This window comes from Tepiditoga spiralis, assembly GCF_014701195.1.
Taxonomy (GTDB): Bacteria; Thermotogota; Thermotogae; order Petrotogales; family Petrotogaceae; genus Tepiditoga; species Tepiditoga spiralis.
The window spans coordinates 155,494-179,699 of the sequence record NZ_AP018712.1 but is presented as its reverse complement, the minus strand read 5'-3'; the positions used below and the strand labels follow the sequence as shown (position 1 = coordinate 179,699).

At 27.6% G+C, this 24,206-nt stretch carries 24 protein-coding genes and 1 tRNA gene; 9 read left to right on the top strand and 16 right to left on the bottom strand.

Annotated features, from left to right (window positions below):
- The first annotated feature begins 4 nt into the window (after positions 1 to 4).
- From IGS63_RS00850 to IGS63_RS00840, 3 genes are read left to right on the top strand one after another with little or no spacing between them, the layout of a single operon-like run.
- Positions 5 to 676, top strand: coding sequence for a tetratricopeptide repeat protein (locus IGS63_RS00850; protein ID WP_190615166.1), 672 nt, complete (start codon positions 5 to 7; stop codon positions 674 to 676).
- Entirely contained in the window at positions 673 to 1,713 is a 1,041-nt protein-coding gene (locus tag IGS63_RS00845) for a sensor histidine kinase (RefSeq protein WP_190615165.1), read from the top strand. Before IGS63_RS00850 ends, IGS63_RS00845 begins: the two co-directional genes overlap by 4 nt.
- Before the next feature lies 1 nt (position 1,714).
- Positions 1,715 to 2,446 (top strand): LytR/AlgR family response regulator transcription factor, encoded by a 732-nt coding sequence (locus IGS63_RS00840; protein ID WP_190615164.1) that lies wholly within the window; start codon positions 1,715 to 1,717, stop codon positions 2,444 to 2,446.
- Positions 2,447 to 2,468: 22 nt separating this feature from the next.
- On the opposite strand, the gene IGS63_RS00835 is transcribed toward IGS63_RS00840, so the two are convergent.
- From IGS63_RS00835 to IGS63_RS00790, 10 genes are all read right to left on the bottom strand, one after another.
- On the bottom strand, positions 2,469 to 3,356 hold the full coding sequence (locus IGS63_RS00835) for a DUF1385 domain-containing protein (RefSeq protein WP_232521248.1): 888 nt from the start codon (positions 3,354 to 3,356) through the stop codon (positions 2,469 to 2,471).
- Complete coding sequence (locus IGS63_RS00830; protein ID WP_190615163.1) at positions 3,343 to 3,588, bottom strand: hypothetical protein; 246 nt, start codon at positions 3,586 to 3,588, stop codon at positions 3,343 to 3,345. The genes IGS63_RS00835 and IGS63_RS00830 overlap by 14 nt, the downstream gene beginning before the upstream one ends.
- Positions 3,585 to 3,863: a stage V sporulation protein S gene (locus tag IGS63_RS00825; protein WP_190615162.1), complete on the bottom strand. Its 279-nt coding sequence runs from the start codon at positions 3,861 to 3,863 to the stop codon at positions 3,585 to 3,587. The genes IGS63_RS00830 and IGS63_RS00825 overlap by 4 nt, the downstream gene beginning before the upstream one ends.
- A gap of 66 nt (positions 3,864 to 3,929) precedes the next feature.
- On the bottom strand, positions 3,930 to 5,396 hold the full coding sequence (locus tag IGS63_RS00820) for a GGDEF domain-containing protein (RefSeq protein ID WP_190615161.1): 1,467 nt from the start codon (positions 5,394 to 5,396) through the stop codon (positions 3,930 to 3,932).
- A gap of 74 nt (positions 5,397 to 5,470) precedes the next feature.
- On the bottom strand, positions 5,471 to 6,631 hold the full coding sequence (locus tag IGS63_RS00815) for a 2-oxoacid:acceptor oxidoreductase subunit alpha (protein ID WP_190615160.1): 1,161 nt from the start codon (positions 6,629 to 6,631) through the stop codon (positions 5,471 to 5,473).
- Positions 6,631 to 6,846 (bottom strand): 4Fe-4S dicluster domain-containing protein, encoded by a 216-nt coding sequence (locus tag IGS63_RS00810; RefSeq protein WP_190615159.1) that lies wholly within the window; start codon positions 6,844 to 6,846, stop codon positions 6,631 to 6,633. Before IGS63_RS00810 ends, IGS63_RS00815 begins: the two co-directional genes overlap by 1 nt.
- A gap of 35 nt (positions 6,847 to 6,881) precedes the next feature.
- The gene (locus IGS63_RS00805) at positions 6,882 to 8,159 is read right to left on the bottom strand and encodes a sodium ion-translocating decarboxylase subunit beta (protein WP_232521247.1); all 1,278 of its coding nucleotides are present in this window, start codon (positions 8,157 to 8,159) and stop codon (positions 6,882 to 6,884) included.
- Between the two features lie 147 nt (positions 8,160 to 8,306).
- The gene (gene ppdK / locus IGS63_RS00800; protein WP_190615158.1) at positions 8,307 to 10,967 is read right to left on the bottom strand and encodes a pyruvate, phosphate dikinase; all 2,661 of its coding nucleotides are present in this window, start codon (positions 10,965 to 10,967) and stop codon (positions 8,307 to 8,309) included.
- Between the two features lie 157 nt (positions 10,968 to 11,124).
- Positions 11,125 to 12,018 (bottom strand): ABC transporter substrate-binding protein, encoded by an 894-nt coding sequence (locus tag IGS63_RS00795; protein ID WP_190615157.1) that lies wholly within the window; start codon positions 12,016 to 12,018, stop codon positions 11,125 to 11,127.
- Positions 12,015 to 13,181: a metallophosphoesterase gene (locus IGS63_RS00790; protein WP_190615156.1), complete on the bottom strand. Its 1,167-nt coding sequence runs from the start codon at positions 13,179 to 13,181 to the stop codon at positions 12,015 to 12,017. The genes IGS63_RS00795 and IGS63_RS00790 overlap by 4 nt, the downstream gene beginning before the upstream one ends.
- 199 nt (positions 13,182 to 13,380) lie before the next feature.
- Between IGS63_RS00790 and IGS63_RS00785 the strand changes: the two genes are divergently transcribed.
- From IGS63_RS00785 to secF, 4 genes are all read left to right on the top strand, one after another.
- Positions 13,381 to 13,457, top strand: a tRNA-Asp gene (locus tag IGS63_RS00785).
- 134 nt (positions 13,458 to 13,591) lie between these two features.
- Entirely contained in the window at positions 13,592 to 13,987 is a 396-nt protein-coding gene (gene yajC, locus IGS63_RS00780) for a preprotein translocase subunit YajC (RefSeq protein WP_190615155.1), read from the top strand.
- 35 nt (positions 13,988 to 14,022) lie between these two features.
- On the top strand, positions 14,023 to 15,429 hold the full coding sequence (secD, locus tag IGS63_RS00775; RefSeq protein WP_190615154.1) for a protein translocase subunit SecD: 1,407 nt from the start codon (positions 14,023 to 14,025) through the stop codon (positions 15,427 to 15,429).
- A 1-nt stretch (position 15,430) separates the two neighbouring features.
- The gene (secF, locus tag IGS63_RS00770) at positions 15,431 to 16,324 is read left to right on the top strand and encodes a protein translocase subunit SecF (RefSeq protein ID WP_190615153.1); all 894 of its coding nucleotides are present in this window, start codon (positions 15,431 to 15,433) and stop codon (positions 16,322 to 16,324) included.
- Positions 16,325 to 16,383: 59 nt separating this feature from the next.
- On the opposite strand, the gene IGS63_RS00765 is transcribed toward secF, so the two are convergent.
- On the bottom strand, positions 16,384 to 16,488 hold the full coding sequence (locus tag IGS63_RS00765) for a MetS family NSS transporter small subunit (RefSeq protein ID WP_190615152.1): 105 nt from the start codon (positions 16,486 to 16,488) through the stop codon (positions 16,384 to 16,386).
- A gap of 11 nt (positions 16,489 to 16,499) precedes the next feature.
- Positions 16,500 to 18,011: a sodium-dependent transporter gene (locus IGS63_RS00760; protein WP_190615151.1), complete on the bottom strand. Its 1,512-nt coding sequence runs from the start codon at positions 18,009 to 18,011 to the stop codon at positions 16,500 to 16,502.
- 221 nt (positions 18,012 to 18,232) lie between these two features.
- On the opposite strand from IGS63_RS00760, the gene IGS63_RS00755 reads away from it, so the two are divergent.
- Positions 18,233 to 18,811, top strand: a complete 579-nt coding sequence (locus IGS63_RS00755) for a hypothetical protein (protein ID WP_190615150.1) — start codon at positions 18,233 to 18,235, stop codon at positions 18,809 to 18,811.
- Positions 18,789 to 19,340: a DUF4416 family protein gene (locus IGS63_RS00750; RefSeq protein ID WP_190615149.1), complete on the top strand. Its 552-nt coding sequence runs from the start codon at positions 18,789 to 18,791 to the stop codon at positions 19,338 to 19,340. Before IGS63_RS00755 ends, IGS63_RS00750 begins: the two co-directional genes overlap by 23 nt.
- 30 nt (positions 19,341 to 19,370) lie before the next feature.
- Here the strand turns inward: IGS63_RS00750 and IGS63_RS00745 are convergent, their stop codons facing one another.
- From IGS63_RS00745 to IGS63_RS00730, 4 genes are all read right to left on the bottom strand, one after another.
- Positions 19,371 to 20,384 (bottom strand): 6-phosphofructokinase, encoded by a 1,014-nt coding sequence (locus tag IGS63_RS00745; protein WP_190615148.1) that lies wholly within the window; start codon positions 20,382 to 20,384, stop codon positions 19,371 to 19,373.
- A 179-nt stretch (positions 20,385 to 20,563) separates the two neighbouring features.
- Positions 20,564 to 21,646: a 4Fe-4S binding protein gene (locus IGS63_RS00740; RefSeq protein WP_190615147.1), complete on the bottom strand. Its 1,083-nt coding sequence runs from the start codon at positions 21,644 to 21,646 to the stop codon at positions 20,564 to 20,566.
- Between the two features lie 4 nt (positions 21,647 to 21,650).
- Positions 21,651 to 22,910 (bottom strand): amidohydrolase family protein, encoded by a 1,260-nt coding sequence (locus IGS63_RS00735; protein WP_190615146.1) that lies wholly within the window; start codon positions 22,908 to 22,910, stop codon positions 21,651 to 21,653.
- Positions 22,907 to 24,205 (bottom strand): amidohydrolase family protein, encoded by a 1,299-nt coding sequence (locus IGS63_RS00730; protein WP_190615145.1) that lies wholly within the window; start codon positions 24,203 to 24,205, stop codon positions 22,907 to 22,909. Before IGS63_RS00730 ends, IGS63_RS00735 begins: the two co-directional genes overlap by 4 nt.
- Position 24,206: the final 1 nt, after the last annotated feature.

The window sequence follows — 24,206 nt, the reverse complement described above, 5'->3', positions numbered from 1 at the left end:
TAATATGAAAAAAATTATTTTTATTTTTTTGTTAATCATTCCAGTTTTTTTGTATTCATATACGGATATTATTGTTATAAAAGAACAAATAAAAAAGTATGAAGATTACTTAGAAAAATATCCAAATGATACTCAAAAAATGTTTGATTTAGCAAGATTGTATGAATATCTTGGAGAAAATGGGAGTTTTGAATCTTTTTCAAGAGCAAAAAATATATATAAGAATATTCTTAATATTTCGTATATTCCAAAGGCACAACTTTTATATGGACGTGTTTTATTAAAAATTGGAAAAGAACAATGGTTTATTCCAATAAAGTTATGGTATGTTTATTCTGGATATTCTGAAATGTCTGATGCTGTAAAAAATGATCCTTACAGCATTAGTTTTCATTATATAAGAGCAAATGCTCTTTATGAGTTGAAAGATTTTCCATTTTGTGTTGATACTTCAATATCAGACTATGAATATATTTTAAATAATTCTAATTATGATTCTCAGCTTTTAATTGATAATAACGCAGAAATTTTATTTAAATTAGCAGATTTAAAAGAATTAAAAAAAGATTATAAAAGAGCATATGAACTATATGAAAAAATAGTTAAAAAATATAAAGAATCGTTTTATTCACAACTTTCAAAGGAACGTATGAAAAGTTTGGTGAATAAAAAATGAAGTTAATAAAAAATCAATTTTTAAAAATATTTATTATTACTCAAATAATTGGAGTTTTATTTTCTGTTTTTATAGCGATATTAGTTTCTTCATATGAACATTTTATTATAACTTTGGGAATTTCGTTGATTTTAAGTAATTCTTTGAGTTTTTCATTTTTTATGCTCTATTACTTATATAAAAAATTTTTAAAAAAGAGCATAGATTCTAAAATAATAAATAATTTGATTTTATTTTCCATTTTTATGTTGAGTATATATATTGGATTTCAAACATTTTCTGTTTTAACTAGTATAATTTTTCCAGGCATGTTTTTAAAAGTAGGTTTTTTTCAAGGGATACTTTTGTTGATAAATGGTGTTTTAATACTTGGAACTATATTTTTATATTTATTTTACTATAAATTGAAAAAAGAAATAACTAAAAAAATTATAGAAAATAATAAACTAAAAGAAAATATGCTGAAATCAGAATTAGCAGCTTTACAATCTAAAATAAATCCACATTTTTTATTCAATACTTTAAATTCTATACTTGATTTAGCTTATTCTTCTCCAAAAAAAGTTGAAGAAGTTGTTATAAATCTTTCTGGTATATATAGGAAAATATTATATTCATCAGATAAAAAATTCCAAACTTTAGAAGAAGAATTTGAATTAATAAAAAAATATCTTGATATTGAAAAAATAAGAATGGGAGATAGATTAGAATATGAAATTATAATTGATGAAAGTATAAAAAATAATTTGATTCCTCCATTAATAATTGAACCAATTGTTGAAAATTCAGTTATTCATGGAATATCAAAGAAAAAAAATGGTGGTAAAATATTTATAGAAGCTATGAATATAGAAAATAAAATTAATATTGTTGTCAAAGATAATGGTGTTGGATTTGAAGGAGAATTAAATGGATTTGGTATAAAAAGCGTAAAAGAACGATTAAAATTACTATTTAAAGATAAAAGTAATGTAAAAATTAATTCTACTTCAAATGGTACAACTGTAAAAATTACTTTTCCAAAAGAGGTGATTTAATGTGAGATGTATAATAGTTGAAGATGAGTTACCAGCAATTTCAAGGCTTGAAATGCTTTTAAAAAAATTTAATGATATAGAAATTATTGATAAAGTCATGGATGGAAAAAGTGCAGTTCATAGTATAAAAAAAAATAAACCTGATTTGGTATTTTTAGATATAAATTTACCAGAATTAAATGGATTTGAAGTTATAAAAAAACTAACATATTCTCCAATGATAATATTTTTAACAGCTTATGATGAATATGCTGTTAAAGCATTTGAAGAAAATGCAATTGATTATTTATTGAAACCTACAAATTATGAAAGATTAAAAAAATCAATTGATAGAGCAAAAGAAAGAGATAAAAATAATATATTAGAAAAAATAAAGAATATGATAAAAGAAGAAAATATAAAAGAAAGATTTTCAGTTAAAGATGGAGATGAAATATTGATAATTCCACACGAAGAAGTGTATTATTTTAAAGCACAAGACAAGTATACTTTTTTGTGTACTTATGATAGAGAATTTTATTTTGATCAAAGTTTAAAAAATTTAGAAAAAATACTTGATTCTAGTAAATTTTTGAGAATACATAAGAGTTATATAGTTTCTGTTGATAAAGTAAAAAAATTAAAAAAATGGTTTTTAAGAGATTATACCCTTGAATTATGTGATAAGAATAAAACATCATTAAAAATAGGAAGAAGTTATTTGTCTAGAATAAAAGAAAAATTAGATTTTTAAGAAAAAAACGACTAGCTAAAAGCTAGTCGTTTATATCAACTTCTATTTCTCCATCAAAATCTTCTTTAAGCGCATATTTTAAAGATATTAAACCTATTTTTAATTGTTGTTCATCTGGTTCGGATGTTGTTATTTTTTGTAGCATTAATCCAGGATAAGCCAATATTTTACCTAATGGAGTTGTTATTATATTTGCTGTAAATCTTTGAAACTCATAAGCTAAACTTGCAACTAAAGGTAATAATAATATTCTTGATAAAACTTTTATTAATAACGAATTATATCCCAAAGCTCCAAATGCAGCAAATACTATTATTGAAGCAAAAACAGTAATTATCATAAAGCTTGTACCACATCTTGGATGCAATGTTGTATATTTTTTTGCATATTTAACTTCAAGTGGTTCGTTTTGTTCATAAGTAAAAACACTCTTATGTTCTGCACCGTGATATTCAAAAACTCTTTTAACATCTTTCATTAATGAAATTGCCCATATATATCCTATTACTAAAAATGCTCTTATTATGCCTTCAATTAATGCAAACCAAAATTCAGATTCTATTTTAAATGGTTTTGTTAAGAGTACTGGAAGCGCTCCAAATCCAAGTCCAGCAACCAAAAATGCAAATAATATTGATAGTATCATATCTTTTTTTGTGAATTCCTCATCTTCTTCGCCAGAGACTGATGCAGAATAAGATAATGCATTCATTCCTATTATCATTGCATGCAATAATATAAAAAATCCTCTTATAAAAGGAATTTTTTCTATTAACCCCCAAGATTTATCCTTTAATTTTTTTACAGCTACTTTTCCATTTTCTTTTTTTACGGCGACAACTGTATGAATTCCTTTCATCATAACTCCTTCAATTACAGCTTGTCCTCCAACTGTTTTAGGTTTTTCCACGTTTTAACCTCCTAAGTATTTCTTCAATAACCCCATCTTCCGTAATGATATAATAAAATTTTAAAGCTTCTTTTTCAATTCCATTAACCTTTGATAGAATTATAGAAGCTTTTTTTCTAATAACAAATCTTTCTTCTTTAGTTTTAGTTTTTAAATCTTCAATAATAGAAAAAAGCCGCGCATCGCTTGTGCACGCGGCAATTATTTCTTGTATAGTTTTTTCATCAATCATTCAGATTTTTCTTCGCTTTCTATATATACTTTAAACTTTATCCCGGTTCTTTCTTCTTCACCAACTTTAACTTCTACAAATCCAGGAATAACATAAAGTTCTTTTCCATCATTTTCAATAAATCTTTTTGCAATTGCTATTGCCTTAACAGCTTGATTGACTGCTCCAGCACCTATGGATTGTATTTCAACTTCTCCTGTTTTACTTAAAACTCCAGCAATTGCTCCAGCTACTTTATTTGGTGCTGATTTATGACTGACTTTTAAGATTTCCATATCCGGGACATTCCTCCTTTTTTTGTTAAGACTTCAATGTATATTTTACCATATTTTAATAAAAAATCAAAATCGCATAGATATTTTGCCTTTACCTGAATTTTTTGATTTATATAAAAGTTCGTCTACATTTTTTATTTCATCATAAATATCATATTTCATTATTAATCCACCAGCAGAAAAAGTTTTTTTAGTTTTTTCATAATAAATTTTTTCAATGTTTTGTAATTTTAATTTAAGCATTTCACTGTCTATATCTTTAAAAAATAGGGTAAATTCATCTCCACCATATCTGAATGCATAATCGGTTTTTCTAAGTTCTTCTTTTATTATTTTTGAAAATTTTATTAATAGTTCATCTCCAGCTTTATGACCAAAAGTATCATTAACTATTTTAAAATTATCTAAATCAATCATTGCAATACCAATATGTTTTTCTCCAGAAATAGATAATCTTTGAATATACTTTTCATAACTGTTTCTATTACCAAGTCCTGTTAAACTATCTGTTTCTGCTTCGAATTTTAAAGCTTCATGAGAAATTTTAGTTTCTAAAATTATAGACCCTTGTTTTCCTAAATAATCAAGTGCATATAATTGTTCGTCTGATATAGGCGTATTATTATATCTATTATCACATAAAATAAATCCATATTGACTATTTTCAAAGTTTAATGGAATCATTGCTATTTCACCCATTAAATCTAAATTATTTATTAAGTTTTTACTCAAAGAACTTATTGGTAATTTAACAGCATTATTTTGTTTTAGTGAATCTTCAAATAAATATTTATACTTTATATCTTCTTCTTTTAAAGTAAAATTTTTTAATATAACTTCTAAAGATCCAAAAGGCTTGGCTTTATCAAAATTATTTAAAAATTGTTTTAATGTTTGATTTAAATTCAAATAATTTTCTTTTATTTTTTTATTTTCTTCAAAAGATTTTTGACCACATGCTCTATACACTTTGTATTCGCTTCCATATTTTTTAAATAAAATAGCTCTATCAAATCCAGCACCAAATTCAGTTGTTATACCTGTAAGTATTGCGTATATTATTTTTTCTTTACCTACACCATGTTTTAATGATTCTTCAATTATTACTCTTGAATTCAATAATATATGTGAAATTCTACTACTTTTTAAAAATATGTTTATTAATAAAGAAGAAAAAGTATTACTTGAATTTTTAATTATATGCAATAAAATATTATTAAAGTTAGTATTCATTAAAGTATAGTTCAAAGTTATTAAATTTCCATTATTTCTTATTATACTTATAGATTGTTTTTCTTTTTCTTTGACAATATTTATATTATGTATTTTAAAAAGGTTATAGTGTTCAGCAAGTTTTAAGATTTTATATATATTTAAAGGTACTTGTTCAGTATTTTCATGAATATAAATATCTGTATTGAACTCATAATATATATTTTTATCCATTTCAGAAAATATATAATTTAACTCAGGTTCAATAAAAATTTTTCTAATTTTATCTTCATATTTTTTTAAATTTTTCTCTAAAAACATAACTCACCTCATTAAAATAAAAAAATCCCCTGGGTATATTATACCCTAAGGGATTGATTTTTCAAAATATAATTTTACATTTCTGTTATTTGTATCCAAACTTTTATTATAGAGTTTAAAATTTCTTCTGGAGTTATTAATTCACCATTTACTTTTGTTAATGACTCTATATACTTGTTTCCTTTATTTAATTTGGAAAGTTCTTGAACATACTGTCCCATATTTAGTTCTGGAACTATCAATGCTTGAGCATTTTTAAATAAATTTTTAATTCTTGAAGAAGGTAATGGCCATATTGTAATTGGTTTAAACAATCCAACAGGTATTTTATCTCCTCTTGCCATTTTAACAGCTCTTAAAGCGGCTCTTGCTGTGGATCCATAAGCAACAACAACTATTTCAGCATCGGTCAACATATATTCATCGTATATAGCTATTTCTTCAGCATACAATCTTATTTTTGAATCTAAGTGTCTTATAGCTTTATCAGCAATTTCAGGAGATGTTCCAACAGGGAATCCTGTTTCATCGTGTACTAAACCAGATACGTGGAATCTTGATTTTCCCATTTCCATTAAAGGTGAAATTTCACTGTTTTCATCAACATCAAATGGATGAAAAACATCTTCTTCTTCTAATTCTACATCTTTAATTCTTTCTATAACTTCAGGATACTCATCTTCATAATCTATATAAAAACTTTCACGCATATGACCAAGAGTTTCATCCATTAATAATATTACAGGTGTTCTATATTTTTCAGCATAATTGAAAGCAGTAATTGTATATTTGTATACTTCTTCAACTGTTGAAGGATAAAGGACAATTATTTGATGATCTCCATGTGTTCCCCATCTAACTTGCATAATATCTCCTTGAGATGGTTTTGTTGGAAGTCCTGTTGAAGGACCACCTCTCATTACATCTACAAAGACACAAGGCGTTTCAGTCATAACTGCGTATCCAAATGCTTCTTGCATTAAGGAAAAACCTGGACCACTAGTTGCTGTCATAGATTTTGCTCCAGCAAGAGAAGCTCCAATTATTGAAGCGGCACTTGCAATTTCATCTTCCATTTGAATAAATGTTCCTCCAACTTTTGGGAGTTCTCTAGCTAGTGTTTCTGCCACTTCTGTTGATGGTGTAATAGGATAACCTCCAAAAAATCTACATCCTGCTTTTATGGCAGCATGAGCACAAGCTTCATTTCCAGACATAAAGTGTACTTTACCCATTATTTTTCACCATCCTCAATAACATTTATTGCAAAATCAGGACATATTTTTTCACATTGTAAACATCCAATACATTTAGCATGATCTGGAACTTCAGGTTTTCCATATTCTCCTGCAATTATTGTTTTTGTAGGACATATCCAGTAACATAATCCACATTTTTTACAGTACTCATAGTTTATTTCCACCTTGAAATTTTTTTTCACGGATGGCATAACAGCACCTCCAAATTAATTCGCAAATGCGATAATTAGTGTATCATGTTTATAAAAATACCAGCGGCAACTGCTGATCCTATAACACCAGCAACATTTGGACCCATTGCATGCATTAATATAAAGTTTCCAGGATCGTCTTCTTGTGCAACATGCTGAGCAACTCTTGCTGCATCAGGTACAGCAGAAACTCCTGCTGCTCCTATTAAAGGATTTATTTTGTTTTTTAAGAATAAATTCATAAACTTAGCAACTAAAATACCAGATGAAAGGGCAACTATAAATGCAGCAGCACCTAAGAATAATATTTTTAAAAATGCTGGTGTCAAGAATTTATCTGCAGTTGCAGAAGCTCCAACAGATAACATTAAAAGTATTGTACTCACATCGAGTATATACCTTGAAGCTGCTTCGGCAAGCCTTGCAGTTCTTCCACTTTCTTTTAAAAGATTACCAAGCATTAACATACCAACTAAAGAAATTGCCTGTGGAACTATTAAGGTTACAACAAGAGTCGTTAATATTGGAAAAATTATTTTTTCTCTTTGAGAAACAACTCTTAATTTTTTCATTCTTATTTTTCTTTCTGCTTTTGTTGTCCAAAATTTTGAAATAGGTGGTTGAATAATTGGTATTAAAGCAATATATGAATACGCTGCAACAGCAATTATTGATAATATTTGAGGAGCAAATCTTGATGCAAGATAAATAGATGTAGGACCATCTGCACCACCAATAATTGAAATTGAAGCAGCTTCAAACATATTAAATCCAATTAAATTAGCAATGATAAAGGTTACAAATATTCCAACTTGAGCAGCAGCTCCGAGTAAGAATAATATTGGATTTGCAATAAGATAAGAAAAGTCTGTCATAGCTCCTAATCCTAAAAAGATTAATGGAGGATATATACCTAAAAGCATACCTTGTTTTATATAATAAATTAATCCTCCTGGTGAAACAGATGTTGGCGGAGATAAAAATCCTGTAACTTCTGGTGGAATATTTGCCAAAATCATACCAAACCCCAAGGATACAAGTAATAAAGGTTCTGCATCTTTAGATATTGCAACCCATATTACCAAGATACCGATTAAGATCATAACTATGTGTTTCCAAGTTAGTTTTGCAAAGCCGTTGTTTTTTAAAAATAAAATTAAACCGTTTTCTTCAGTAGTATTACTAGTAGTAACTACCGATGTTGTATTAACGTTGTTTTTTGCAGGAACATTAGGAGTATCTGCAAAAAGTGAAAATGTTACCAACATGAACATAAGAATAAAAATAATTTTTTTTACGGATGGGGATGTCATGCCTCTTCCTCCTTAGTTATTTTAAAAGCTAAAAATATTATAATTCACCATGAAAAATTTTTCAAGTTTAATTATATAAGCATATCGGGGTATATTGTAAATAATTTATAAAAAGCGGGGATAAACTCCCCGCTTTAAGATTATTTATTAATCATTAACTCTTTTTCTTCTTTTGTATGTAACTGCAGCTTGAGCAGCAGCGAGTCTTGCAACTGGAACTCTATATGGAGAACATGAAACATAGTCTAAACCAACTAAGTGACAGAATTCAATTGATTCAGGATCTCCACCATGTTCACCACAAACTCCTGTTTTTAATAATGGATTAACTTCTCTACCATCATTAAGAGCCATCTTAATCATTCTACCAACACCTCTTCTATCAATGTGTTGGAATGGATCTGATTCATAAATTCCTTCTTTTATGTATTCTTTTATGAACTTACCATAATCATCTCTTGAGAAACCAAGTGTTAATTGAGTTAAATCATTTGTACCAAAGCTAAAGAAATCTGCTTGTTGTGCAATTTGATCTGCAGTAGCAGCAGCTCTTGGAACTTCTATCATAGTACCAACTTTGTATTCAAGGTCAATTCCTGATTCTTTTATTAATTCATTTGCTGTTTTTTCAACTAATTCTCTTAAGAATTTTAATTCATCAACTTTTCCAACAAGTGGAATCATGATTTCTGGTCTAACTTTTTTACCTTCTTTTGCTACTTCAATAGCAGCACCTATAACAGCTTTTGTTTGCATAACTGCAATTTCAGGATAAGTTATAGAAAGTCTACAACCTCTATGACCCATCATTGGATTGAATTCATGTAAATTTTCAACTATTTCTTTTAATTCTTCAACAGATATACCGAGTTGAGGAGCAATTTCTTTCATTTGTTCTTCATCATTTGGTAAAAATTCATGAAGAGGTGGATCCAAGTATCTTATAGTAACTCCATATCCTTCCATTGCTTCAAATAAACCTTTAAAGTCTGCTTTTTGGAATGGAAGTAATTCGGAAAGAGCAGCTTCTCTTTGTTCTACAGTTTTAGAAACAATCATAGTTCTCATCTTCATTATTCTTGCTTCATCAAAGAACATATGTTCTGTTCTACAAAGTCCAATTCCTTTTGCACCAAATTCTCTTGCTACTTTTGCATCTCTTGGTATATCGGCATTTGCTCTAACTCCAAGATCTGCTAATTTATCTGCAACTTCTAATAATTCAGCTATATCTCCGTGTAAACCTTGAGGTTTTATTGTTTTTACTTTACCAGCATAATATTTACCTTCGTTTCCATCTAATGATACCCAATCATTTTCTTTTATAGTAACGCCATTTATTGTAGCAGTTTTAGCATTTTCATCTATTTCTAAGTTTGCAGCTCCAACTATTGCAGTTTTACCCATACCTCTTGCAACAACTGCAGCATGTGAAGTCATACCTCCTGTTGCTGTTAAGATACCTTCTGCAGCATTCATTCCACCAACATCTTCTGGAGATGTTTCTGGTCTTACAAGAATAACTGGAATACCTTCTTCAGCTTTTTCTTCAGCTTTATCTGCACTAAATATAGCCATACCTGTTGCAGCACCTGGAGAAGCAGGTAATCCTTTACCCATATATTGAGCTTTTTTAAGTTCTTCTGCATCAAACATAGGGTGAAGAAGTTTTTCAATATCGGCAGGTTTAACTCTCATAACTGCTTCTTCTTCTGTTATTAATCCTTCTTTTAACATGTCTACAGCTATTTTAACTGCAGCAGCAGAAGTTCTTTTTCCTGTTCTTGTTTGTAATAAATATAATTTACCTTTTTCCATTGTAAATTCAATATCTTGCATATCTCTAAAATGATTTTCAAGTTTTGTCATTATATCACATAATTGTTTGTAAACTTCAGGATTAACTTCATTTAATTTTTCCATTGGTTCTGGAGTTCTTATACCAGCAACAACGTCTTCACCTTGTGCGTTTAATAAATATTCACCATAAAATTTCTTTTCTCCAGTATTAGGGTTTCTTGTGAAAGCAACTCCAGTTCCAGAATCTTCTCCCATATTACCAAATGCCATCATTTGAACATTTACAGCTGTTCCAAGTAATTCTCCTTCTTTAATACCATTTATAGCTCTATATTTTATAGCTCTTTCGTTATTCCAACTTCCAAAAACAGCTTCAATAGCAGCCCACATTTGTTTCTTTGGATCTTGTGGAAAGTCTAATCCTGCTTCTTTATAAGCTTCTTTATAAAGTTCAACAACTTTCTTTAAATCTTCTGCATCAAGTTCGAGATCTCCTGTAACGCCTTTTTCTCTTTTTACTATATTTAATTTTTCTTCAAATTTAGCATGTTCAATTCCAAGAGCAACGTCACCAAACATTTGCATAAATCTTCTATATGAATCATAAGCAAATCTTTCATTGTTTGATAATTTTGCTAAAGCTTTAACAGAAACATCATTTAAACCAAGGTTTAATATAGTATCCATCATACCTGGCATTGAAACTGCAGCACCTGATCTAACAGATACTAATAATGGATTTTCATTGTCTCCAAATCTTTTACCAGATATTTTTTCTAATTTTTCAATAGCTGCATCAACTTCAGCTTTTAATTCTTGAGGAAAAACTTTACCATTTTTCCAATAGTAATCACACATTTCAGTTGTGATTGTAAATCCACCTGGAGTAGGGAATCCTAATGATGCCATTTCAGCAAGATTAGCTCCTTTACCTCCTAAAAGATGTTTCATTTTTGAACTACCTTCAGCTTCTCCGTTACCCCAAGAGTAAACATATTTTTTAGTCATTCTTTTCCCTCCCATTTCTAAAGTAAATACGTAAATATTTTTTATAATCAAGAAATGATACCATATTTTTATAAATAGAAAAAATCAATAACCATCAAAATTATTACAAAAATATAGATTCTGTGTAAAAAACAATGTTTGTATAGTGTTGAAAAGGTTATTTTAAGTACAACATATCTTTAGAATAATTATCTATAAAATTAAACTTTTTTAATATTTTTAAATAATTTAAAACATTTCCAATATCTGTTTTGTATATTATTTCAGAACGTTTTGCAGCTTTTTCAATTACAGGTTTGGGCATCTTTCCTCCCATTGATTTAACAACAAAATCTATGGCTTCATTGGTGTTATTTATGAAAAAATCATTTGTTGATTTTCTGTAAGCGTTTATAATTTCATTTGCAGTAGATACATTTATTGAGTTTTTTATAAAAAGTCCTGCAATAGGAATCTTGTTGATACTTTTTGAAACCTTATAATAAATACTTTGTATATCTAATTTTGGACTTATTTTTCCTTTAGTTTTTACTTCTGCTAAAGATACAAATGGTTCTGGAAGTACAGCTATACTTTCTTTGTTACTTGCAAGAAGTTGAATTATATCTGCACCACTTTTTACGTATACTATATCAAAATTCAAGTTCATTTCTTTTTTTACCATTTTTAAAATTAAATCTGCAGTTTGACCTGGTCCATGTATAGTTAAAACTCTTTTACCTTCAAGTTGTTTTACATCTTTTATGTTTTGTGAAGAAACAAGATAAAAAGTTTTCCACAAAGATACTCCAGCAAGCTTATAATTTGCACCCTTATTTATTAATTGTATTCCATAAGCTACTGGTAAAACTATAAAATCAGCTTGTTCTTTTAAAACAATTGTTTGAGCTTCATCAAGCGTTCTCCATAAGTTGGTTTTTAAATCTTTTGGTGGAGCTATATATAGTCCAGCAGCAGGTAATAAAGTTGGACCTATAGGATTGTAAAAACTCATTGAGAAAATAGATACTGAAACAATTAAAATAATGCTAACAATTAAAAATTTTTTCATTTTCCACCTCCAAAATAACTTTCTTCAGTATAGAGTTTTACTTTTAAATTTTCTTCTATACAAAGATAAGATATTACATTTTTTCTTATAAATTCATTTTCATTTATCCCAAAATTTTTAGAAACTATATGTTTCCATGCACCTGTATTAGCATAAAATTTTTTTGTGTAAGCATTTTTTAATATTTTGTGTGTGGGTTGATGATTGTGACCCATGATAATACCATTTATATCTTTTGAGTCTAATCTAATAGATTTATCTGTATATCCAATTAAATTTTTTTTAGGAATATAAAAATCATCTAATAATAGTTTTTTTGATTGTAATAAAAGTGAATTTGTTTTTTTAAAACCTCTAAATAACATTATTGTTCTAACTAAAAATTCTCCAAATTTCATTCCACCAATTTTATTTACAAAAACATTAGTTAATATTGAGTATTTTGGGAAACTTACCTTTAACCATTTTTTTATTTGAGGTGTTCTTACAAAGTTTATAAAATTTTCAGACCACAAAGATTTTAAGTTACATTTTAAGTTGTACCTTTCGTTTATATAATCTAACCATTGAAAAACATCCAGTATAGGTGAAATATTATCATAATCAGAAATTAATTCATCTGGAAGAATATCATTGACTGTAGAATCAAAATTTTCTTCCATATACTTCATCATATATTCACCAAAAGAAGGTAAAATATTATTTTCTTTGTCAATTGCAAATCTATTCATTGGATCGAATTGATTACCATGAATGATAAATATTTTACATTTTTTATCATAATAATAAGGAAAGAATTCTATATTTCCCATAAAATCTTTTATTGTTTGTTGTAATTTTTCATTGTGAAATATATAATAATCATGATTTCCAATAATATATCTAATTTTAGACTTTTTAGATATTTTATTAATTGTATCAAAAAGTTGTTGATGCTTATTGTACACATTTTTTAATTCTGATACATTAAAATTATCTATATACTCTTTTGCCGTATTGAGTAAAGAAGTATTGTTTCCAGCTATTAATTCAAAAATATCACCAACAAAAAATAGTTCATTAAACTTCATATTTTTTAATATATAAATTAAATTTTCATCATAAACAAAATCATCTTTAGAACTTCCATTTCCAATGTGTAAATCGCTTATATAAAGTTTCATAAATCACTTCCCAAAATATAAAATTCACTTTTATTATACTCTAAGGAAAAATAAAAATCAAATATTAAAAAATAAACAGTGAAGCTAATAAATTAAAAAAATTTATCAATAATTAAGAAAAATAAAAATGTAACATTTTTTTAACTTTAAATATATTTACAAATTACCAGAAATCTGTTAAAATAATTCACGTAAACGCGGGGACGTGGTGCAGTTGGTTAGCATGCGGGTCTGTCACACCTGTGGCCGCGAGTTCGAGTCTCGTCGTCCCCGCCATGAAACCTCCTAATTTATTAGGAGGTTTTTTTTTACTTATAAATTAATAAAAAAGATGAAATTTACATTAAATTGTGTTATAATTCTTAAGTGTATATTTAAAATTAAGAAAAATTTTTTTGGAGGTGTAAGTTATGTTTGAAAACATATTAAATTTTGTTAATTTTGGTGCTGCTGGAGGAACTGCTCCTACTGCAAGTGCTCCAACAACAACCGGTGCAGCAGCAAGTAGTGGATTTGGTAGTATATGGTTTATAATAATACTATTTGTTTTAATGTATGTTATGTTGATATTACCTCAAAAAAGGCAAGAAAAGAAACATAAACAAATGTTATCTCAAATAAAAAAAGGAGATAAAGTTTTAACTTCATCTGGAATAATTGGAAAAGTTGTATCTGTAAATTCTGATAAAATAAGAATAAGAACAGCTGAAAAAACAGAACTAGACATTACTAAAAATGCTGTAGGAACTGTTATTAGTAAAGCTTCTGAAGATACAAAAAAAGATGATATAAAAGAAGAGAAATAATAATTTCAAAATTTATTATAAGGGGGTTTCATTAGGTGAAAGCAAGAAAAGTTCGTTTGATTTTTTCAATAGTCATTATACTTGTAGCCCTTCTTGGAATGATTATTCCGGGAAAAGATTCTGCCAAGTATAGTGGAATGAGTAAGGTTCTTTCCAAGATAAAACTTGGTCTCGATATTCAAGGGGGAAGCTCTTTAGAGTATGATTTAAAAGTTGATAGTACAGCAAAAGCACAAGATATTATTGACAATGTTATACTCGTTTTAAGAAAGAGATTGGATATTGCTGGATATACTGAAGCATCAGTAGCAAAAGTAGTTAGCAATGGTAAAATAAGAGTAAGAGTAGAAATTCCAGGAATTTCAGATACAGCAAAAGCAGAAAAATTAATTGGTAGTAAAGGTAAACTTTATTTTGCAGAAGTACTCGATACTAAAGTTTCAGATGTAAAACCAACACTTTTAAGAAATAGAACTATGGAAATTGATGGTAATAAGATAGACTTATATGATTATGTTCAAGATAAAGATAATGCAACAAAGTGGTACAAAGTAAAAAAAGTTTTTGAATTTGGAGAAAATCCTTTTGAAATTACAGGTGCAGATTTAGTTGATGCAAAACCATCTGTTAATACAAGAAATGCAGGGTTTTTAATAAATTTAAACTTTGGTTCAGAAGGAGCTAAGAAATTTTCATTAGCAACTGGAAATTTAGTAAATAAACAGTTAGCTATAATTCTTGATGATAGAGTAGTAATTGCTCCTGTTGTTAATACACAAATTACTTCAGGTGCAGCTATTATTGAGGGAATATCAACACTTGAAGAAGCAAAAAATGATTCTGCTTTAATAAAAGGTGGAAATCTTCCTGTTGATTTAATAAAATTTCAAGAAAGATCACTTGGACCAACACTTGGAAGAGATATAGTTGAAACTATAATTAAAGCAGGTTTATTTGGTTTAATACTCGTTATGATTTATATGGTAATATTCTATAAATGGATGGGTGTTGTTGCCGATATTGCTTTGATATATAACTCATTGTTATTGATGGGATTTTTAAGTTGGACAGGTGCAATATTAACCTTACCAGGTATTGCAGGTATAATTTTAACTTTTGGTACAACAGTTGATGGAAATGTTATTATATATGAAAGAATAAAAGAAGAATTAAGACTTGGTAGACCACCATTGACGGCTGTTAAATTTGGATTTGAAAAAGCCTTTTGGACATTATTTGATGCTAATTTAACAACTATAATTGCTGGTGTGGTTCTTTATTACTTTACAACAGGTGCAGTTAGAGGATTTGCTATTACTCTTATAATTGGAGTTATAGGAAGTTTATTTACTAATCTTGTTGTTTCAAGAATTATATTAGAATCAACTTCTCACAATGTAAAATCTGAAAAACTTGTAAAAGAAGTAAAGGGGGAAAACTAATATGAATATAGATTTCGTAGGAAAGAGAAAATTTTTCATAACCCTTTCTTCTATACTAATTGTAATAGCTCTAATATTATCATTTACAAAAGGGTTTAACTTTGGTATAGACTTTGCAGGAGGAACAGAATTAACTGCATCATTAGATAAAAAGGTTGAAATATCAGAAATAAGAAATGTTTTAAAAAGTATAAAAAGTGATTATGCAACAGCAAAAATTGTTGAATTAAAACCTTTAAAAGGTCAAGAAAATAAATTTTTGTTTACTATAACAATTAAGGATTCATTTAATACAGATCAAAAGGAAAACTTTTTAGCTTCTTTGAAAAAAGGATTTGGAGATAATAACTTTGAAAAATTACAATTTAATGATGTATCAGGTGCAGCAGCTGAAGAAATTAAAACTTTTGCTTGGTATGCTGTATTAATATCTCTCGTATTATTATTGGGTTATATATCTCTTAGATTTAAATTTTCTTTTGGTGTAGGAGCACTTGTTGCACTTGCTCATGATATAATAATTGTTGTAGGTTTATATTCATTATTTAATATAGAAATAAATGTTTCAGCAATAGCTGCGTTTTTAACGCTTGCAGGATATTCGCTAAATGATACAATAGTTGTTTATGATAGAATAAGAGAAAATATGAAAAAAATGAGAGGTAAAGATATCTCTGAAATTGTAAATAATAGTATAAACGAAGTTATTGTAAGATCATTAAATACATCTATAACAACATTTGCAGTTGTGTTTTTGATGTTGTTAATTGGTGGAAGATCAATTGCACCATTTGCTTTTGGATTAACTTTTGGTGTTATTGTAGGTACTTATTCATCACTTTATATTGCAAGTCCTCTTGTAATTGGATGGTTAAAAAAATCTAAAGTATATTAAATTTTAAATAAAAAAAACGATTTCTAATTCAGAAATCGTTTTTTTTTTATTTAGTGTAATTATTTTTTATTTTGTTTTTTATAAGCTACACTTAGTGACCATCCAAGACCACCAAAAAGGACAGTCCCAACAATTATCATAAAAACTATAGCAGATGCACTCATTATATCCCTCCTTAGTCTTCTACGTCAAAATTTATTTCTTTTATAACAAAGTCTTTGTTCTTTTCTTTTATTAAACTAAAAATAAATCCTAATATAGGAACGAATACAAAAACTGAAAAACCTGTTAATATAGACCAAATAGGATATCCACCATATGGTTTTTTGAATTCATCTATAGCTGACGTTGTTAAAATCCAAATTAATATTATTGGAATTAAGTATTTTATAAAGAAAGTAAACCATTTACCAATTTTTATTTCAGATACATTATTTATATAAGTTCTTAATTTTTCTGCTCCTATTATCCATCCAAATATTAAGGATTCAAAAATTCCAACAATTAAGAGCGCATAATTTCCTATAAAATGATCTATTATATCTAACCAATAGAGTCCTCCTTGAGTTGCAAATAAAAGACCAAATATAAAACCAATTATAGACATTGTAATTAGAAATTTTTTCTTTCCAACTTTAAATTTATCAGAAATAGATGCTTCTATTGCTTCTACTAATGAAAAGGCAGAATCTATTCCTAAAGTCAATAGCATTACAAAGAATAAAAATCCAAATATAGCTTGAACAAAAACTCCTCCAGGTAAAAGAGATATAGCTTTTGGATAAACAACGAATGCTAAACCAATTCCTTGAGAAACAACTTTATCTACACCTACACCTTGAATTGTAGCCATGTAACCTAAAACAGAGAAAACAGCTATTCCAGCTAAAAAAGAAGTTGCAGAATTTCCAAGTGCTGTTATTACAGTGTTATTTGCAACATCACTTTTTTTAGAATTGTAACTTCCATAGGTTATCATAACACCAAAAGCTAAACTTAAAGAAAAAAATATTTGTCCAAAAGCTGCTGCCCAAACTTTTACATCAGCTAACTTCGAAAAATCAGGTGAAAATAAATAGTTTAGTCCTTCTCCAGCACCATTTAAGGTTATACCACGTAAACCTAAAACAAGTAATAAAATTATAGGTAAAGGTACAGTCCAAGCAACAGTTTTTCCAACACTATCTGTTCCTTTTCTTAAAATTAAATAAATCCATAACCATGTAACTGCAAGTCCAATAACTATTGCCCATCTTAAAGCACCTATTTCTCCAGGACCACTACTAATTTTTAAAAAGCTATTAAAAAAATAATCTGAAGGATTATTTTTCCAAGCAACAGTTGTTGATTTTATAAGATAATTAAATATCCATCCCATAATAACATTATAATAAAAAGTAATTATTGCTCCAGAAAAAACAGCCCACCAACCAATCATTTCAAATCCTTTTCCTGCACTTCGCATTACTTTTGGTGCACTAGCCTGTAATCCTTGTCCCATTCCAAACTCTGCCATTAATAAAGGTATACCTGCTACGAATAAAGCAATAAAGTAAGGAATGTAAAAAGCTCCTCCCCCATTTGAATAAGCCATGTAAGGAAATCTCCAAGCATTTCCTAAGCCAGCTGCAGAACCAACAGCAGCAAGCACGAAGGCCCATCTCGAATTCCATCTTTGTCTTGCCATAAATATTCCCCCTTTTTTGAAATGAATAAAATTATTTAAATTATATTATAATATTTCTTTTAAGTCAAGTTTGTTAAAAAAGTATTAATTAAAATTAATATAAACATATTTTATGCTTTTTATTTTTAATAAACTGTTTCTATTAATAATATTCTTTTGTATAAAAATTTTTAATAAAAATATTTTTAATTATATGGTAAAATATAGTGGGAGTTGATAAGATGAAAGGAACCTTTAATAAAAATATATCTTACTTAATAAAATCAAAAAATCTTGATATTAAAGAAATTGCAAAAGAGTTAAAAATTTCAATGTATTCTTTTCAAAAAATTTTAAATGAAGATTATACAGGATATTCTCGAACTTCATTAAAAGATATATCAAAAAGGCTTGAGGAAATTTTAGACGAAAAAATAACGTTTATTGAAAAAAAAGAAAGTATTGTTGAAGATAAAACTGTAAACAAAAAAGCTGTTATTTATTTAATATTTCTTTGGTTTCTAATATTTTTGAATGGGATTTTTTTGTTTCTAGTATCTAAAGATGCTCTATTATATAGTAAAATAAGAAATGGAAAAACCTTTGATGTTTATATAAAAAATTTAAGTAAAAAAGATATAAAATTAAATAATAAACTTTTATCTTCGGAAAAATCTCTATTAGTTAAACTAAGTGTAGATGATAAAATTAAAGTAGAAAATAATAATGGTATAGTTGAATTAAAAACACCATTTGAAGTATACAGAATAAAATTAGAAAATTTTGAGGTGGTTTTAAGTGGGAAAGTTAAAAAAAAGTGAAATGGTGAATTATGTAATTCACGCATTTACAGCTGGTAATTCTGATTATTGGCTTAACGAAACAGGAGTTATTGAAGAAATAAAAAAACATTTTGGAAAAATTGATTATATTTCAAAACCATTAGATTTTCAAAGATTTACAGACTACTATAATGAAGAGATGGGTAAAAATATTGTAGTTGAAGGAAGAATGATCAGTTTAGAATTAATGGCATCGCCAGCCTTTTTAGCAGATGCAAAATTAATTACAAATAAAATTGAAGAAAAGTTTGCAATTGATGGTAAAAGAAAGGTAAATTTAGATGTTGGATATGTTCATCATACACAGTTTGTTTTAGCTACAACAAAACAACAAGGTAATAGAATTTATATAGGTAGAAATATATATGCTGAGATAACTTTAATGTACGTTTATGGAAAATGGGCTCATAGTAATAATTCTTATGAAAATTTTAAAGATGAAATGTATAAAAAAGAACTTGAAGTTATAAGAGGTTTATATTTAAAAAAGAGAAAAAAAATAAAATAAAACAGGCTTTAGCCTGTTTTATTTTATTTTTTAAAAGAAAAGTTTTGCCATTTCATAAATTTCTGGTTTAACAGTTTTATTTTCTAGGATTTCTTCTGTGTAAGGAATTTCAGTTACTTCATATCCATGAAGACCAAGAGCAACATTAGTTTTTCCTTCTTTAACAGCTTTAACAGCTCCACAACCAAATTTAAAAGCAAGGAATCTATCAAAAGCTGCAGGAGATCCTCCTCTTTGCATATAACCTAGATTTACTATTCTACAATCTATTTCATCTGAAACATTCTCTTTTATGTATTCCATTACTAATTCAGAAGGTGAAACAAGTTTATTATCTGAACCAGAAACATTTTTAATTTCTTCAGGAAGTTCAGCTTTTTCTTCTACAACAATTATAGAGAATTTTTTACCAACATCATATCTCTTTTTTATATTTGCAAGCATATCTTTAGGATCAGGAAGTACTTCTGGAGTTATTATATAGTCAGCTCCTCCAGACATTCCACCAATAGTAGCAAGCCAACCAGCTTCATCTCCACCAACTTCAACAACTATTACTCTATGACCAGCATTTGCTGTTGAATGTAAAAAATCAAGTGAAGTAACTACAGTTTGAAGTGCTGTTAGAAAACCAATACTTAAATCTGTCCATTTTAAATCATTGTCTATTGTAGCTGGAATTATAACAGAAGGTACACCTTCATCTTTTAATTTTAAGGCTATACCAGCTCCAGTGTGACCTGTTAATAAAATTAAAGAGGTTATTTGATACTTTTTTACATTTTCCTTTAATTTCTCAAGATCTTCAGCGTTTTTAGTTGGATCATATTTAGAAGAACCTAGTATAATTCCACCTTCAGGAAGTTTTCCAGAAACGTGTTCCTTTGTCATGATAAACATCTTATCATTTACAAGACCTTTAAATCCATCGTATACACCTATTACTTCTATATCTTCTTCTGCACCTTTAACAATTAGTGCACGAATAACTGCGTTTAAACCTGGACAATCTCCACCAACATTTAAAATGGCAATTCTTTTCATAGAGCTTACCTCCCAGAATATTTTTTTGCTTTCATTTTAATTTTATCATTAATGTAAAAAAATGTCTACTAAAAAAAGTAAAGATTTTTAATGAAAAGTTAGAATAATTCCAATTTATAAAAAAAGGTTAGTGAAAAAGAGAAATTTTATTTTTTAATTCAAAAGCAATAAGTAATGCCCTATAGAACATTACTTATTGCTTTTGTTGGACATCTTGATTCACATAAACCACAGCCAAAACATTTTTTGTTATCAACTATTACTTTTTCATTTACTGTAATTGCAAAGTATGGACAAACATTTTCACATAATTTACATAATGTGCATTTTTCATTATCTATTTTTGGGTGATTTGGAGTAAAGGTAGGTGTTCTGGTTAATATTTTACTTTCAATTACGTGTTCTATTGATGAAAAACCATATTTTTCAAGTTTTTTTGGTAAAGAATTTATTATTTTTTTATATAAGTCCTTACCTTTTATTAGTGCTGATGAAAGCATTTGAACACCAGATGCACCAGCTAGTAAAAATTCAATAATATCTTCAGCTTTTTCTACACCACCTGTTCCTATAATTACAGCATTTGGAACATTTTTATGAATTTCGTGTATAAGAGCAAGAGATAGTGGTTTTATTACAGGACCAGAAGTCCAGGCAAAACCGTCTTTATTTCCTAATAATGTGCTTCTTGTTTCTAAATCTATTTTCATTGTTGGTCCAAGTGAATTTATTGCAACAACACCATTAGCACCACTTTCCATTATTTTTTTAACAAATTCTATTGGTTCTGGTATGTGTGGACTCATTTTTATGAAAAGTGGTTTTTTTGTGTATTTTCTTATAGTTTTAACTATTTCTGATATTTTATTTAAGTCTTTTCCAACATAATGAGTTGATATTTCAAATATATCTGCAAATTCATCTAATTTTGGTATTAAAAATTCCATATCTTCTTTTGTATATCCGGCGCTTACAATTAAAGGAATATCAAACTCTTTTTTTGCTTTTGGGAGTATTTCATGTATCCATTTTTTATAAGAATACTCTGACCAAAGTTCATTGTTCATTATAAAATTTTTTTCGCCATATATACAAGGTCTTATAACTTCAGCACCTTTTATTGATATAGTTTTTGTAACCATTGCTCCAACACCACTTTTATAAAGAAAATTCATCTTTTCAAAGTCTCCAGTCAATGGACCTGAGGCAGGCATTAGAGGATTTTTTAAGTCTATTCCACAAATAGATGTTTTTAAATTCATAAAATCACCCCTGTATTTTATTCCATAATTTTTGTGATACTTTTTTTGATTCATTATATATTTCATTGTTTGTTTTTAAAATTTTTCCATTACAAATTACTGTTTTAGGTCTAAAATTATCAAATACACCATAAAAGATGTGACCATCTGCATTTTCTTTTGTCATAGGAGTTGGTGAATTATAAGGAACAATTAAAAAATCTGAAACATAATCTTTTTTTATTTTTCCAAGTTTTATTTTTAGTATTTTTGAAGCATATTCAAAGTTTGTATTTATTATTTTTTTTAAATCATCTATAGAAAAGGCAAGTGGATTTAAATATTTATGTTTCATTGAAAATAAAAGTGTTTGTATATCCTTTGCGAAATTATATCCAAGTCCATCATTCCCAAGCATTAAAGGAATACCTCTTTTTTGCAGCATTTGAATATCAGGAAGTCCAACACCATTATTCATATTTGAAGTTGGATTTAAAACTATATAAGAGTTTGATTTTTTTATTAAATTAGCTTCGTTTTCATCTATATGTATGCAGTGAGCAAGTATTGAGTTATTTTTTATTAAATCATATTTTTTTAATCTTTCAATTATTCTCATTTGATGATTTTTTATACAATCATCTTCGTCTTCTAAACTTTCTGCAACATGAATGTGTATGGGTAAATTTGTAAGATTAGATATTTTTTTTAAGGTGTTGTCTGATAAAGTTATTGATGCATGCATTCCAAATATTCCTGAACATTTTTCAGAATTGTTTTTAGAAAATTCTATATTTTCTTCAATACATTTATCAACATCGAATCTATCACTTGTTTCAAAGCAAAAAATACCTCTCAATCCAGATTTATCACAAATAGCTTTTTTTAAAGTGTTTAAAGAGTTTGTTATTTCACCACTTGCATGGTGATCTATTATTGTTGTTACTCCATTTTTTATAAATTCATTTGAGCTAATTAATCCACTGTAATATATGCTTTCAAGAGTTAATTTTGAGTCTAATTTCCACCATAATTGTTCTAATAATTCTTTGAATGTTTCTGGGTTAAAAGGAATATTTAAGCCTCTTGCAAAAGTAGAATAAATGTGTGTATGTGAGTTTACAAAACCAGGCATTACAATAGAGTTTTTGGCATCGATAATATCACAATTTTTATTAAAATTTTTCATTTTATCAATTTCTATTATTTTTTTATCATAAAGAATGTACATATTTTCAAAGTAGTTTTCATAATCATATATGTTTGCATTTATTATTGCCTTCATAATATCTTCCTTTCTATAAAACTTCCTTTTGTTTTAATAAATTTATTTTCTTTAAGTATAAACTTACCATTTGAAAGTACACTCATTATTTTACCTTTTACTTTTATATTTTGATATATTTCATAGTCACAAAGTGAATGAGTGCTTTTAATTATACTTTCTTCATTTGGATTGAAAATAACAATATCGGCATCACTTCCTGGTAAAAGTATTCCTTTTTTGGGATATAATCCATGAACTTTTGCAGGGTTTATGGTGAATTTATTTATTATTTTTTCTCCAAACATTGAATACATTAAAACAAATGAATGTTCGATTCCACCAATACCCATAGGTATTAAGTCTGTAAAGGAAGTCATTTTTTCTTTTAAAGTAAATGGACAATGGTCTGTCCCTATTGTGTATATATTATCTATATTTTGTTTTAATTTTTCAACTTCAAGTTCATTTCGAAGAGGAGGTGTCATGGTATAAAGATTTCCTTTATTTGAGTTATATACTTCAGAATTGAAATAAAAGTAATGAGGGCAGCTTTCAATAAATAAAGTTTTATTTAATATTTTTGAATAACATTTTTTTAACTTTTCAACACTCGTTCCACAAGTTGTGTGAACTATATATAGTCTACCATTTGTATATTCTGCCATTTGTGATAGTTTTATTATTTCTGTTATTTCAGAAATTTCTGGACGTGATTTTGCATGCTCAGCTATTATATTTCTTCCTTTTTTTATTAAGGTATCATTTTCAGAATGTATCATCACGTTTATTTTTTCTTTGGAAGATATTTTTAATAATTCATATATATAATCGTCATAAGTTTGTCTTTCGCCGTATGTAGTAAATAACTTTATGCTTGGAATACCTAAAGTTTTTGATTTTTTTACTAAGTCCATTGGAGAACTTTTAGGGTTGAAAATAGTTGTATGAAAGGAATAATCAATGATACTTTTTTTTGCAAGAGTATTTCTGATTTTAAAGGCTTTTTCTAAATTTTCAACTTTATTTATTGGATCTAAAAAATCAATGAAAGTGGTTACTCCGCCATAAACAGCGGAGATTGAACCACTTTCAAAAGTATCAATTGATGTATGATTTCCAACAGTGAGTTCAAAGTGAACATGAGGATCAATAAATCCAGGCAAAACATACATATTTTTAGCATTGTATTTTTCTTTTGAAAAGAGAAGTTCATTTGAAAGTGCTGAAATTTTTCCATCTTTTATATAAATGTTTAATTCTTTAAATTCATTGTTTATATAAACTTTTCCATGTAAGATGGCAAGATCAAACATT

Coding starts and splice junctions, on each gene's coding strand:
- IGS63_RS00735 (WP_190615146.1), bottom strand. CDS start 22,910: ATGAAGGCAATAATAAATGCAAACATATATGATTATGAAAACTACTTT.
- IGS63_RS00740 (WP_190615147.1), bottom strand. CDS start 21,646: ATGAATTTAAAAACATCTATTTGTGGAATAGACTTAAAAAATCCTCTA.
- IGS63_RS00755 (WP_190615150.1), top strand. CDS start 18,233: ATGAAAGGAACCTTTAATAAAAATATATCTTACTTAATAAAATCAAAA.
- IGS63_RS00730 (WP_190615145.1), bottom strand. CDS start 24,205: ATGTTTGATCTTGCCATCTTACATGGAAAAGTTTATATAAACAATGAA.
- ppdK (WP_190615158.1), bottom strand. CDS start 10,967: ATGACTAAAAAATATGTTTACTCTTGGGGTAACGGAGAAGCTGAAGGT.
- IGS63_RS00790 (WP_190615156.1), bottom strand. CDS start 13,181: ATGAAACTTTATATAAGCGATTTACACATTGGAAATGGAAGTTCTAAA.
- yajC (WP_190615155.1), top strand. CDS start 13,592: ATGTTTGAAAACATATTAAATTTTGTTAATTTTGGTGCTGCTGGAGGA.
- IGS63_RS00745 (WP_190615148.1), bottom strand. CDS start 20,384: ATGAAAAGAATTGCCATTTTAAATGTTGGTGGAGATTGTCCAGGTTTA.
- IGS63_RS00765 (WP_190615152.1), bottom strand. CDS start 16,488: ATGAGTGCATCTGCTATAGTTTTTATGATAATTGTTGGGACTGTCCTT.
- IGS63_RS00830 (WP_190615163.1), bottom strand. CDS start 3,588: ATGATTGATGAAAAAACTATACAAGAAATAATTGCCGCGTGCACAAGC.
- IGS63_RS00850 (WP_190615166.1), top strand. CDS start 5: ATGAAAAAAATTATTTTTATTTTTTTGTTAATCATTCCAGTTTTTTTG.
- IGS63_RS00845 (WP_190615165.1), top strand. CDS start 673: ATGAAGTTAATAAAAAATCAATTTTTAAAAATATTTATTATTACTCAA.
- IGS63_RS00810 (WP_190615159.1), bottom strand. CDS start 6,846: ATGCCATCCGTGAAAAAAAATTTCAAGGTGGAAATAAACTATGAGTAC.
- IGS63_RS00815 (WP_190615160.1), bottom strand. CDS start 6,631: ATGGGTAAAGTACACTTTATGTCTGGAAATGAAGCTTGTGCTCATGCT.
- IGS63_RS00825 (WP_190615162.1), bottom strand. CDS start 3,863: ATGGAAATCTTAAAAGTCAGTCATAAATCAGCACCAAATAAAGTAGCT.
- IGS63_RS00805 (WP_232521247.1), bottom strand. CDS start 8,159: ATGACATCCCCATCCGTAAAAAAAATTATTTTTATTCTTATGTTCATG.
- IGS63_RS00795 (WP_190615157.1), bottom strand. CDS start 12,018: ATGAAAAAATTTTTAATTGTTAGCATTATTTTAATTGTTTCAGTATCT.
- IGS63_RS00820 (WP_190615161.1), bottom strand. CDS start 5,396: ATGTTTTTAGAGAAAAATTTAAAAAAATATGAAGATAAAATTAGAAAA.
- secF (WP_190615153.1), top strand. CDS start 15,431: ATGAATATAGATTTCGTAGGAAAGAGAAAATTTTTCATAACCCTTTCT.
- IGS63_RS00760 (WP_190615151.1), bottom strand. CDS start 18,011: ATGGCAAGACAAAGATGGAATTCGAGATGGGCCTTCGTGCTTGCTGCT.